Here is a 13,589-nt window from a genome sequence, read left to right as displayed (position 1 = left end):
TAATCATGGCCCATAAAAAGGCAAACCTACCACAGAAAATATGCCCCGTGTGCCAACGCCCATTTACCTGGCGCAAGAAGTGGGAGAAGGATTGGGACAATGTGCTGTATTGTTCGGAGCGGTGTCGGCGGGGGAAAGTAAAAAATGAGCCGTCCAAACTAGAAAACTCAGCCTATGAATCGATAAGCTGAGTTTGATTCTGATAAGTTCATTTTTTATTACTAATTATTGACGATCAAACACAATGGTTTCGCCATCATCATTATTTACTTCATCTTGATCTGAATATGCCTTAAAGGTTAGAGTATCGTCTTCGACATTGACATTCATCTGGTAGAAAAATGATAAGTCTTCACCACCTGTACTACTATACAACGACTGCCCAAGGGTAAACAGACCATTATTACCTAGAGTATAGGTATTCCAGTCCATCCCAGAGAGTGGCACAGTACTGTATTCATAAGGCAACTCTTGATCGACTTCGATATGGAAAAAAGTCTGATCATCTAAAAAACCAAACAGTACTAGCTCATCATCTACCTGACCTGCCTGTGCTTTCCAGATGCCTAACTCATTTTCGGACTTGGCTTTTGAGAGGGTATATAGCTCATCGACCTCTATGACATTATCATCGTCTTCATCAACACCTAACGTCAGCGTATCACCAGAGATTTGCACTGTTCTTAACACGTTGTCTGATAGGCCGGACGTACCATTATTATCATAAACGATTTTATCAATTTTGAGTTCGTCACTTGCTTTTAGTGAGTATTTGCCCCATTCTATTCCATCATCAGAGCCTCTCGAAGAAGTCGTACCAGTTACTTGCGTCTGCATATAGGTACCATCGTCTAAAAAGGATAAAGTTACCAGCTCCTCATCACCCAAATCCATGCGCCACAGTCCTGAAAGCATCTGTGCATCGACTGTTCCTTTAACAGCAGTTCTTGAAAAGCTAAATGAATCATCGTCGACATCAAGGATGAGCTTCTCATCATCAGTCACGCGCGCATAACGAGTGCTTTGCTCTGAGAGTCCCTTTCCAGCATTACTATCAAAGGTTGGGTTGGTTGTGAGTTGATTGGTGGTTGGATTAATGGCGTAAGTACCCCATTCAAGACCATTTTCATCGTTATCAACTGAGAGATCCGAGTTCACTTGTACATGAACGTACTGATTATTATCTAAAAAAGCCACGCCAATCAGCTCATCATCTGTATCATCTACATCATCAAAGCTCCAAGCGCCTACGATACCGTCGGGTTCGATTTCTGAAAACTGATATTGTTCATCACTATCGATGCTACCGTTTTCATCTTCATCGACTTGCAGGATCAGCTTACCATTAGACACACGAGCTGATAGATTTGGCGCATCTGACAAACCCACATCACCATTTTCATCAAATAACTGTGTGGTGGTTAATTCGCCAGTCTTTCTATTAATCTCATAGGTTCCCCATTCTAGGCCGCCTTCTGGATCATCGACCAGCGATTCATTGTCAACCTGAACTTGCACATAAGTGCCGTCACTCATAAAAGATATAGCGCTCAAGTTGTTGTCATTGCCACCGTCTTGGCTCCAAAAACCAACGATATTGGTGTCAATAACTGATTGATCAGGTGGTGATGTAGATGGTGAGTCATCATTATCATCCCCACACCCTTGTAAAAACAGCGCAGTAGTAATGGCCAGTAGTGTCAATTTAAAAGTTTTCATTTTCTTTCTCTCCTTGAATAAAAAATGTAAAATCGAGCTAGGCTTACACGAACGTCCTTGTTCCTCCTTTTATTAAAAAACGTCTTGAAGAGGGCAGAATGGTATATAGTTTAAACATGCTATTTATATATAATTATAAATATATCAAAAAAATTCGGATATGCGAATAAAAATATAAACAATTTTATATATTAAGAAGATGGTTTAAGTAACTGAAGAGCAGAAAATACAAACGTTGTCGTATATCAAAAGAGAGCCTTTTGGATGATGCCTAGCAAACAAAAAGTGATAGCGCCATTGTTAGACGGTGTTAGATGAGATGCGGCGAAAGTTACGACAATAACAATAATAAAAAAACGGCGTACTAACTAATTCTTAGTTAGTACGCCGTGGGTTAAAAATATCTAGCTAAACCATTAATAATCTACAAATTCGGATTTAACCACTTCTCAGCAGTCTTAATATCCCAATCCTTACGTTTAGCATAATCCTCCAACTGATCACGCCCAATCTTTCCGACGTTAAAGTAGTTACTATCAGGGTGCGAGTAATAAAAGCCGCTGACCGAAGATGCCGGCCACATGGCAAAGCTTTCAGTTAGCGTTGTGCCGATAGCGTCCACTGTACCCAGCCAATCAAACAATTTGCCTTTTTCCGTATGCTCAGGACAGGCAGGGTAGCCCGGCGCTGGGCGGGTACCGACGTATTTTTCTTTGATCAGCTCATCGTTGGTGAGTTCCTCACTAGCCTGATAGCCCCAATAGTCTTTGCGGATGCGCTCATGCAAATGCTCGGCAAATGCTTCGGCTAGACGATCAGACAGCGCTTGTACCATGATGGCATTATAATCATCACCCGCCGCTTTGTACTTTTCAGCAAGAGCTTCTGTACCAACGATGGAGACAGTAAAGCCGCCTAGATAGTCAGTGTGCTTCTCTGATGGTGAGATAAAGTCGGCCAAGCTAAAGTTTGGCTTGCCGCTGGCTTTGTCGCTTTGTTGGCGCAGATGCTCAAAGGTATGGGTTGGCTGCCCGCCATTGGTAGGCGCTTTATCATAAACGGTGAGGGTATCGCTACCTGTGCGCCGCGCGGGCATGATTTTAAATACCCCTTTAGCGACGACTAACTTTTCATCGATCATTTTTTGTAGCAGGTTTTGCGCATTGTTAAATAAATCACGCGCCGCTTCTCCAACGACCTCATCTTGCAAAATTTTAGGATATTTACCCGCCAGCCCCCACGAGATAAAAAACGGCGTCCAGTCGATATAAGGCAGCAGGGTTGCGATCGGATAGTCGTCAAGTATCACTTGGCCGAGTGTATTTGGCATAGGTGGCACATAGTTGTCCCAGTCATAGTCAAAGCCACGCATGATGGCGTCAGCGTACGATATCTTGGCCGCTTTAGGCTGGCGCTTGGCCAGACGCTCGCGCACCTTGACATACTCTTCGCGGGTTTCATCGATCAGGCCTTGACGGTGCTCTTTCGACAGCAGCTTGGTCACCACGCCGACCGAGCGTGAGGCGTCCGAGACGTAGATGACCGCATCGTTTTGGTATTGCGGTTCGACTTTTACCGCGGTATGCGCTTTAGAGGTGGTGGCACCGCCGATCATCAGTGGCAGGGTCATGCCGCGCTCTTGCATTTGCTTGGCGACATAGACCATCTCATCGAGGCTCGGGGTAATTAGTCCTGATAGGCCGATGATATCGACTTTCTCGCTAATAGCGGTATCGAGGATTTTTTCACACGGTACCATGACGCCCAGATCAAGGATGTCGTAGCCGTTACAGCCGAGTACCACACCAACGATGTTTTTGCCGATATCATGGACGTCGCCCTTGACCGTTGCCATAAGGATTTTACCTTTGACTTCGCCCTCGACTTTTTCTGCTTCGATATAAGGGTTGAGCCAAGCGACCGATTGCTTCATCACGCGCGCCGACTTGACCACTTGCGGCAAAAACATTTTACCCGAGCCAAATAAGTCACCGACGATGTTCATGCCATCCATCAAAGGCCCTTCGATGACGTCGAGCGGCTTGGGGTATTTCTCCCATGCTTCTTTGGTATCGGCTTCGATAAAGGTGGTGATACCTTTGACCAGTGCATGGGCGATGCGCTCTTCTACCGTGCCCTCGCGCCAGCTCATATCGACGGTGCTGTCTTTTTTCTTGCCACCATCTTGATAGCTCTCAGCGATGGTCATCAGACGTTCGGTGGCATCTTGTCCACTCTCGCCTTGATTGCGATTGAGCATCACATCCTCAATCGCCTCGCGCGCCTCAATCGGGATATCGTCATAAACCTCAAGCATTGATGGGTTGACGATACCCATGGTCAGACCATTTTTGATCGCATGATAGAGAAATACCGAGTTGATGGCTTCACGAATCGGGTTACCACGGAAGCTAAACGAGACGTTGGACACGCCGCCTGACACCATGGCATTAGGCAGGTTTTCGGTGATCCATTTGGCCGCGTTAATAAAGTCAGCGCCGTAGTTATTGTGCTCGGTGATACCGGTGGCGACCGCAAAGATATTGGGGTCAAAGATAATGTCCTCAGATGGGAAGCCAACTTCGTTGACCAACACGTCATAGCTGCGCTGACAGATCTGGATTTTGCGCTCATAGGTGTCCGCTTGCCCATCTTCATCAAAGGCCATAACGATGACCGCAGCCCCGTAGCGCATACAGAGCTTGGCATGCTTGACAAATTCGTCATAGCCTTCTTTTAAGGAGATGGAGTTGACGACCGATTTGCCTTGGATACGTTTAAGTCCTTCTTCGATGATGTCCCACTTAGAGGAGTCCATCATCAGCGGCACACGGCTGATATCTGGCTCGCCCGAGACCAAATTGACAAAATGAATCATCGCTTGTTTGGAGTCGAGCATGCCCTCGTCCATGTTGATATCGACGATTTGCGCGCCGCCTTCGACCTGATCGCGTGCCACATCGAGCGCTTCGGTATAGGCTTCGGTTTTGATTAGGCGCAAAAACTTCTTGGAGCCTGTGACGTTGGTACGCTCACCAACGTTGACAAACAGACTGTCGGCGGTGATGTTAAATGGCTCAAGTCCAGACAGACGGCAGGCAGGGGCAATCTCTGGTATCACGCGCGGCGGATAGTTCGCCACCATATCTGCAATGTGGCGGATATGCTCAGGTGTGGTCCCACAGCAGCCGCCGACGATGTTTAGGATGCCCGCTTTGGCAAAGCCTTCAAGCAGGGCAGCGGTTTGCTCGGCGGTCTCATCGTACTCTCCAAACTCATTGGGCAGCCCCGCATTTGGATGCGCTGAGACATAAGTGTCAGCGATGTTCGAGAGCGTCTGAATATGCGGGCGCAGCGCATCAGCGCCGAGCGCGCAGTTAAAGCCAACAGATAACGGCTTGGCGTGACGGATAGAGTTATAAAACGCTTCCGCTGTCTGACCCGATAGCGTGCGACCTGAAGCATCGGTGATGGTGCCTGATATCATAATCGGCAGCTCAAAACCGATATCGTCAAACACGCCGGTGATGGCAAATATTGCCGCTTTGGCGTTTAGGGTGTCAAAGATGGTTTCAATCAACAGGATATCGACGCCGCCTTCGATCAGTGCCAGCGTTGCCTCGCGGTAGTTGAGCACCAGTTCATCAAAGGTAATATTGCGAAAGGCAGGGTCATTGACATCAGGGGACAGCGAGCAGGTACGCGAAGTTGGGCCGATGACCCCTGCGACAAAGCGTGGCTTATTAGGGGTTTTTTCGGTAAATTCGTCAGCTGCCGCCCGTGCTATCTGCGCGGCGGTCTTGTTTAGCTCTGGCACCAGATATTCCATATCGTAGTCAGACATCGATAGCCGCGTACCATTAAAGCTATTGGTCTCGATGATATCAGCGCCTGCTGCGAGATGATCGTGATGAATGTCGCGTATCATTTTCGGCTGGGTAAGTACCAGCAGATCATTATTGCCGCGCACGTCTTGCTCGATATCAGCGAAGCGCTCACCGCGATAGTCGGCTTCCTCGAGCTTATACGTCTGAATCTGCGTTCCCATCGCCCCATCAAGCATCAAGATACGCGACTTCATTTGCTCAGTGATACGCACGCGAGCGGTGAGCTGCTGCTCTTTATAAGGGAAGACGGCAGGTGGCGTTAGTACAAAGCCGTCCGCTGACGGTGCTGAGTGATCGGCTTGCGAAGAAGCCTGGGAGGTTGGCTGTTGAGTCGTCGGCTGTTGAGTCATAGGAGCGCTGCTTATTTCGTCAATATTTAAAAAAAGAGAGGGCAAAAAGGTGTCAGTACATAACGCGTATATAACTACCGGTTATTACCACAAAATAGAATAGGCAAATTCGCATTATTTTAGCATGAAAAATCTATCGCACACGGGCAGGCCGATATTCCTTTGTGTCATATGATAATAAAGCGTTTAAGCATGAGTGATCAAACACTGCACAAAAATCACGCCCTCATAACACTTATCAGCTAAGCGGTAATGTTTGAGCTGATAGCAGTTTAGGCCATTTGATAAACAGGCACAAATGAATATCATTTCGCTTAAAGATTACATAAAGCTTTGATTTTGACCATGGAAACTTAAAAACCTGCCCAAAAAACTGACAAAACTTACATCCATCGCACAAAAAATAGCGTAAATATGGATAGATGAATGATTGCTATATGTTAATTTGTATACATAAGGATTTGCATTTTATAAGTAATACTAACAAGCCTTCTGATAATGTGGTTTATCGAAATGCGGCTTGTTAATCAGTTGTCATATCAGTAGATATCGTAAAGAGTGGATAAAGAAAGTAGCGTGTTGTGTTATCCAATAGGTATTGTGCAGCACACCGTAATTTTTATTTACTTATTGCTATATAAATATCTGACTTTGGTAATATAAATAAAGGGTAGTGGCTTATGGATTAGCAGGCCTTATGAGTAAATCACCAATCTGACAAAATTCATAATCAAGGATGTTTATATGAAATTCTCTAAAATCGCTACGATAGGTACATTGGCCGTTTCAATCGCTGGTCTTAGTGCCTGTAATAACATGATGCCGACCAAAAGCGCGCAAATGAAAGCGCCGATGCACAGCCAATCTATGACAAAGATGAACGTCGTGCAAATCGCACAAAGCAATTCTGATTTTTCGTTATTGGTAGAAGCGGTCGTAGCAGCAGATTTGGCCGGTGCTTTATCTAATCCCAATGCTCACTATACGGTATTTGCGCCAACCAACGCCGCCTTTATGCAAGCATCAAAAGAAACTGGCATGACAAAAGAGCAGCTATTTGCCAACAAGCCATTACTGACCAAAATCTTAGGCTATCACGTAATCAATGGCAATATGGCCATGTACGCCAAAGATGTCAAACCAGGCAATGTCACGACCGTGAGTAAAGATACGCTGATGGTGACGCCAAAAGGGCAGCTGATGGATGAAATGGGTCGTACCACCAATATCATCAAAACCGATATTGCGGCGAGCAATGGGGTGATACATGTGGTGGATCGTGTGTTGATGCCCAAATAACCATAAACATTGATAACCATCACGACCATGTGCGCTGTGCTTATACGCGACAAACGCTATCAGCGCAGTGATGGTCTGGACTCTCGCATCCCGCTCAATACTATTATTCAGCTTGTACTTATCCAGTTTTTATTGAGACTGCTTTTAATAAAACTGCTATTTATAAAGCTACTATTTATAAAGTTGCTATTAATCAAACAACCAAAATTCTATCCGTTAAATAAAGGAAGCATCATGTTAAAAAGGAATCTATTATCTATCGCTGTCGTTACCGCCGCAGTATCACTGGCTGCTTGTAATGATACTGAAACTGTGACCGAGCCGGTGGTCGAGCCTGACACCACCACAGAAACAACAGAAACCATGAGCGAGCCTGTAGAGATGACAGAGCCAATGGCTAATACTGAGCCGATGGCCGAAACGGACGCTATGGGTGAGACTGCCGCGACGCAAACCATCGGAGAGATGGCTGCCAGCAATGAAAACCTGACAGTTTTGACCGCAGCGCTGCAAGCGGCTGGGCTCGACTCCATGCTAATGGCTGAGGATAAGTACACCGTATTTGCACCGACAGATGAGGCGTTTGGAGCGTTGCTGACCAAGCTAGGCATCACAAAAGAAGAGCTACTGGCGGATCAAGAAACACTCAAAAGTGTACTGCCATACCATGTGGTTCCAACGGTCGTAAAAGCCGCTGATATTCCGTATGGTACAGACATTGAAACCGCCAATGGTGCGACGATTTCTATCAGTGATGCCAATGTTATCACTGATGAAAATGGCAATACGGCCAATATCGTCGGCACGGATATGATGGCGACTAATGGGGTCGTACATGTGATTGATACCGTTTTATTGCCCAAGTAATCGCAGCGTTATGTCATTTTTAAGAGTATTAACGGCGGCTTTTTAAGTAGCTGTTAGCTCTTTTAGCCTAGAGCATTTTTATGGATAAGTATTAAAGATAATGCAGCCAAATAACGGCTAAAAAAACCCGAGACACTGGTCTCGGGTTTTTTTATTGTTAAGACTCAATACAATCGAGCGATTATTTAGGCTCTTTATGTAATGGGTCCGCATTCACTCTTTGTTGCTCTTTTAGATGACGCTCCTCCCAGTAGGTAGCGTTTTTGATGCCAAATTTCTTAGGATCAAAGGTAAACCTGTTAGAAGTAGTACCGCCGCCTGCTTTGAGCTGGGCTTCATAATCTCGCAAAATATCGATAGCAGGACGTGCCACAAAGAAGATGACGATGATACCAACGATGTTGAGCCATGCCATAAGACCAACGCCAACATCGCCGAGACCCCAGATGTAGCCTGAGCTGTTGAGCGCGCCGTAAGCTACCATAAACATGATAACGAGCTTCACGATAAACTGACCTGTCTTACTCGCGCCTTTACCCATTGAGCGGGTCAGGTATGAGATATTGACTTCCGCGATATAGTAGTACGCCAAGATAGTGGTGAAGGCAAAGAAGAATACCGCGACAGCAATAAAGGTGTCACCAAAGTTGCCGTAGACAGACTCCATCGCCATTTGGGTGAATGATGGAGAGTTGATCTCAACATCAGCGGCGACGTTTTGGACGATAAACTGTCCTTCAGCCAGCTCGCCTTGGATGTTGTACATGCCAGTTGATAAGATCATAAAAGCAGTGGCAGAACAAACAAGCAAGGTATCTACATAGACTGAAAACGCTTGTACCAAACCTTGCTGAGCTGGGTGATCGACCGCAGCGGCAGAGGCGGCGTGAGGACCTGTACCTTGACCTGCTTCGTTTGAGTAAATACCACGTTTTACGCCCCAACCAATGGCAGCACCAAAGCCTGCTTGAGCAGTAAAGGCATCCCCAATGATTGCGCCAAATACTTGCGGGATCATGCTGAAATTGGTAAACATGATAAGTAGAGCTAGGATAATGTAGCCTAGCGCCATAAATGGTACCGCATACTCAGTAAAGGTTGCGATACGCTTGATACCACCAAAGATGATAAAGCCTAAAACCACCAAAATGATAGCAAGAGCGATCAGACGTGTGGTACCCGTCTCTATGCCAGCTAGGGTCATCGCCGAGCCTTCACCTGCGACCTGCGCGACAGCGTTGATGACGCCGTTTGCCTGTACGCCAGGTAAGAACACACCACAAGCGACGATAGAGGCTATGGCGAATAAGATACCATACCATTTTTGGCCAAGGGCACGCTCGAAGTAATATGCAGGGCCACCGCGATATTCGCCAGTAACGACGTCGCGCTCTTTATAGATTTGACCCAAAGTCGATTCGACATACGCGGTAGATGCGCCCAAGAACGCCACGATCCACATCCAAAATACTGCACCTGGGCCACCAAAGCCGATCGCGGCTGCAACCCCCGCGATGTTACCCATACCGACGCGGCCTGCGAGCGAGACGGCAAGTGCCTGGAATGATGAGATACCATCATTGTCTGGCTTGCCTTTAAACAACAGTCGGAGCATCTCCCCAAATAGACGAACTTGCACAAAGCGCGTCATAATGGAATAAAATAGACCTGCGCCCAAGCATAAATAGACCAGCGCTGGGCTCCAAATAATTCCATTTGCTAAACTGACTAAACCTTCCATATTATGTATTCCTAGTACTGTCTCAAAGTGGCGCTGTATGCTAGGCGTAAACTAACTGGTTAACTTACTTATTCAAGTTAAGCAGTTAAATTATCAGCATCGACTTACCTGTGCTAGCGCAGTCTCATACGTTGTGTCACCACTAAGAATGGACTGTAGTTGTCTGTATTTGTCCGTAGGGCTGATCAGCAAAGCATTCTACTGCTCGCCGCTATCTGTATCATATCAGTCACGGCTACGATTTATTGCTGTCTGAGCATAAGGCACGGTATAAATGACCAAGCGCTCAGATACGTTATAAGTAGACCCACAAACAAAACAGGCGGTTATATAATTAAATAGCCATCAAACTGATAGCAGGGCTTGCTATGAGCAGCACGGTGCGATGACAGGGTATTGGATCAATAACAAACAAATCTGTTTAGTAAGTATTACGCAGTTTGTCAACGTTTTCATCAAGCTATCGATGGGCTGCTAATACTAATTAAACCATATGTCCACTACCAAATGTATTCAAACCGTACGGCTACGTAACTGCAATTTGCCATATTTTTCTATTAATTACTAGAATTTTCTTTATATATAAGCGTATATATTCATATTTAAGAAGGCTGTTTTCTCAAGGGTGGCAAGGAAACAGACCTATGTTTATGCCTGTCCTGGCAGAAGCTTTTTGTTAAAAAACGATACAGGCGTCTGCTTACCGGCGACATCGCGGTTGTGTTTTGGTAACGATGAATTGTAAAAGCACTACGATAGCGCCATTATTACTACCATATCGTATAAGCTATAATGATAAAAACAGACGCGAAATCGACGTAAACAGGTCGCGCAAAAAATGCAAAAAGAGAAAGATAAATAAGCGGCTTGCGCTTGTGACTGTTTGGGTTTTTGACTATGGAGTCCGTCTATTAAATTATAAGGCCTACCTATATAAGCATAAGTTATAAACCAATTCAGGTTATGGGCAGAGGCAAGTGACAAACAAGGTCGGCGTATATCAGCACGACCGACAAAAAGATTATACATAAGTTGCGATATATTTATTATTAGGAGAGAAATGATGACACGTAAATCTATGGTAAAACCCATGCTGATAGCAGCGGTACTTGCGACGTCTAGTGCCGGCCTCAGCGGCTGCGGCTATAATAATTTGCAAGCGCAAGATGAGCAGGTGACCGCATCGTGGTCAGAGGTGGTCAACCAGTATCAGCGCCGCGCAGATTTGGTGCCAAACTTGGTCAAGGTGGTACAGCAGTATGCTGAGCAAGAGCAAGAGGTGTTTACTCAAGTGGCCGAAGCGCGTGCGCGTGCTGGCAGCATTACCGTCACGCCAGAGGTGCTAAACGACCCAGAAGCGATGGAGCGTTACGCCGCCGCTCAAGAGCAGATGACAGGGGCGCTGTCGCGTTTGATGGCAGTGTCTGAGCGCTATCCTGAGCTCAAGTCAGATGCGTTGTTTCAAGATTTACAAGCGCAGCTAGAAGGCACAGAAAACCGTATCGCCGTCGCGCGCAACCGTTATATCCAAGAAGTGCAGGGCTATAACACCACCGTGCGTCAGTTCCCGACCAATATCACTGCCAAAGTATTTGGAATGGATACTAAGCCAAACTTTAGCGTGACCGACGAAGAGGCCATTTCGACTGCGCCAAGCGTCGATTTTGGTGACTCGGCGAACACGAGCGCTGAGTAGCTTCTAAGTCTCCATAAAATAAAGCGGTGTTGGCCGCTTTATTTGTTTTAGGGGTTGTGGCACTGGTGTTTATGACCCAGACTTTTATGAGCTTAAATTTTAGTGTTTTATAATTTTATAATAAGTACAGCGGTCACTTAAGGTGGTATAGATTAGATGAATCATTCAAAAGCAATCTTATCAGTATTACTATTTACACTGAGTCTGGGCGGTGCACCGATGCTGCACGCCGCGCCCAACGACGCTGCTGATAATGCGGTCGCTGTAGATAATGGCTCAAACGTGCAGAGCCGCAGTGTCGAAGAATTGGTGGCAATTGCCAAAGCAGACGAATCCAATGAAGCCATTAATGAGGCAGTATTGGGGAATGAGGCGATCAACGAAACCATTCTTAGCAATGACAATCAAGATAGCAATGACGCCATCAATTCTAATGCAGCGCAAACGACTGCTGCGCCGATACAATCAAGCGCCAAAAGCGTCGATGCTGACAAACTGATCCTAAATTCGCCTGTGGTGGATCAAGCCAATATCTTAAATCCGCAAGAAAAACAGCGCTTAGAGGCGCAGCTTAAGAGCATCTATCAGCAAGGTTTGGCGCAGGCGGCGGTTGTGATTGTACCGACGACCAACGGGCTGCCGATATTTGACTATGCGTTACAAGTGGCAGAAAAATGGCAGCTGGGCGACCAAGATATCGATGATGGTCTGCTGATGGTTGTCGCGGTCAATGACCGTAATATGTATGTTTTGACCGGTTATGGGCTTGAGGGCGTGTTGCCTGATGCTGCGGTCAATCGCATCATTCGAGAAGACATCACCCCTTTGTTTAAACAAAACAATTATGGTGCTGGTATATTGGCAGGGGTAGACGCGCTAAAGACACGCCTGAGCGCTGATCCTGAGGTGTTGGCGCGTGCCGATGCCCAAGCGGCAGAGCGTAGTGCGCAGCAGGGAGATGACGAGGTACCATCGCCGATCTTTTTGTTTATCATGGCGATGATTTTCGGTGGTTTTATCACCAACATATTTGGCCGTGTGTTTGGCTCTATCCTGACAGCTGGCGGCTTTTTTGCAGGTTCACTGGCGCTGGGTGGCGGATTTTTTATGACCGTCATTATGGCGATATTTTTGTGGATGTTCCTTATCTCACGTGGCTCAGGCGGCGGTGGTGGCCGCGGCGGCGGCGGTGGCATGATTTTCTTACCGGGCATGGGCGGCGGTAGTGGCGGCAGCTTCGGTGGTGGTGGTTTTGGTGGCGGCGGCTTCGGCGGCGGCGGTGGTGGCTTTGGCGGCGGTGGTGCCGGTGGCTCTTGGTAGCCTGATACAATGAAAAAACAATCGTGAGCAACGACGTATTTGAGGAAGTAATATAATGGCAGAAAACAATACTGCACATCCCAGCTTTGCCCGCTGGTGGCGCCAAGTCTTGTTTGTGCCTTTGATGCACAGCAAATGGCTGACAGCGGCTGCCAAAGCGCGCTTGACAGCAAAAGTAACCAGCGCGGAGCGTGGTCATCGCGGCGAGGTGTTTTTGATTATCGAAAACCACCTTCCTATTCAGCAGGCTTATCATATGGGCTGCCGTGAGCGCGCCATTGATTTGTTTAGTGAGTACCGTGTTTGGGATACTGAAGAAAACACAGGCGTGCTGGTCTATGTCAATATCTGTGAGCACAGTTTAGAGATTGTGGCAGATCGCGGCATCAGCGCCCATGTCAGCCCGACAGTGTGGCGCGCCATGTGTGACAAAGCTGTTGCTGGTATTGCTAACCAAAAAACAGAAGAAAGCTTGCTTGAGCTATTAGATGAAGTGGGGCAAGTGCTGCGGCAGTATTATCATCTCGAGCATGACCCTGCGGGCAACGAGCTGTCTGATACAGTGGTGTATTTGAAGTAAGCTTGCTAGTCTTTACTTGCTGGTGTTTAAAGAAAGCCTGCTCAATGCTTTTACTAGGGCGTGTCCCTAATTCAGTTTGCAATGAATCATAGTACAAGCTAGATACAGCATAGACTTATAATTACGAGCC

General features: G+C 46.6%; 9 protein-coding genes. 6 read left to right on the top strand and 3 right to left on the bottom strand.

From position 1 onward, the window contains the following. Positions 1–5 precede the first annotated feature (5 nt). On the top strand, positions 6–191 hold the full coding sequence (locus tag BTV99_RS11805) for a DUF2256 domain-containing protein (RefSeq protein WP_075102564.1): 186 nt from the start codon (positions 6–8) through the stop codon (positions 189–191). A gap of 34 nt (positions 192–225) precedes the next feature. On the opposite strand, the gene BTV99_RS11800 is transcribed toward BTV99_RS11805, so the two are convergent. After that, complete coding sequence (locus tag BTV99_RS11800; protein ID WP_075102563.1) at positions 226–1,719, bottom strand: hypothetical protein; 1,494 nt, start codon at positions 1,717–1,719, stop codon at positions 226–228. Positions 1,720–2,143: 424 nt separating this feature from the next. Then, complete coding sequence (gene metH, locus BTV99_RS11795) at positions 2,144–5,956, bottom strand: methionine synthase (RefSeq protein ID WP_075102562.1); 3,813 nt, start codon at positions 5,954–5,956, stop codon at positions 2,144–2,146. Between the two features lie 744 nt (positions 5,957–6,700). Here metH and BTV99_RS11790 point away from each other — a divergent pair. Both BTV99_RS11790 and BTV99_RS11785 read left to right on the top strand, forming a co-directional pair. Beyond that, positions 6,701–7,255, top strand: coding sequence for a fasciclin domain-containing protein (locus BTV99_RS11790; protein ID WP_075102561.1), 555 nt, complete (start codon positions 6,701–6,703; stop codon positions 7,253–7,255). 234 nt (positions 7,256–7,489) lie between these two features. After that, positions 7,490–8,122 (top strand): fasciclin domain-containing protein, encoded by a 633-nt coding sequence (locus BTV99_RS11785; RefSeq protein WP_075102585.1) that lies wholly within the window; start codon positions 7,490–7,492, stop codon positions 8,120–8,122. 181 nt (positions 8,123–8,303) lie between these two features. On the opposite strand, the gene BTV99_RS11780 is transcribed toward BTV99_RS11785, so the two are convergent. Next, positions 8,304–9,863 carry a sodium:alanine symporter family protein gene (locus BTV99_RS11780; RefSeq protein WP_075102560.1) on the bottom strand — a complete coding sequence of 520 codons (1,560 nt, stop codon included), beginning with the start codon at positions 9,861–9,863 and terminating at the stop codon, positions 8,304–8,306. 1,063 nt (positions 9,864–10,926) lie between these two features. On the opposite strand from BTV99_RS11780, the gene BTV99_RS11775 reads away from it, so the two are divergent. The 3 genes from BTV99_RS11775 (at position 10,927) to BTV99_RS11765 (ending at position 13,459) form a co-directional block, all read left to right on the top strand. Continuing rightward, complete coding sequence (locus BTV99_RS11775; RefSeq protein ID WP_075102559.1) at positions 10,927–11,559, top strand: LemA family protein; 633 nt, start codon at positions 10,927–10,929, stop codon at positions 11,557–11,559. A 156-nt stretch (positions 11,560–11,715) separates the two neighbouring features. Next, positions 11,716–12,879 carry a YgcG family protein gene (locus BTV99_RS11770; RefSeq protein WP_075102558.1) on the top strand — a complete coding sequence of 388 codons (1,164 nt, stop codon included), beginning with the start codon at positions 11,716–11,718 and terminating at the stop codon, positions 12,877–12,879. 55 nt (positions 12,880–12,934) lie between these two features. Next, a complete protein-coding gene (locus BTV99_RS11765) occupies positions 12,935–13,459 on the top strand; it encodes a TPM domain-containing protein (protein ID WP_075102557.1) in 525 nt (174 codons plus the stop codon). Positions 13,460–13,589 lie beyond the last annotated feature (130 nt).

The organism is Psychrobacter sp. Rd 27.2, assembly GCF_001921755.1.
GTDB classification, from domain to species: domain Bacteria; phylum Pseudomonadota; class Gammaproteobacteria; order Pseudomonadales; family Moraxellaceae; genus Psychrobacter; species Psychrobacter celer.
This window is presented reverse-complemented; position numbering and strand designations above follow the sequence as displayed.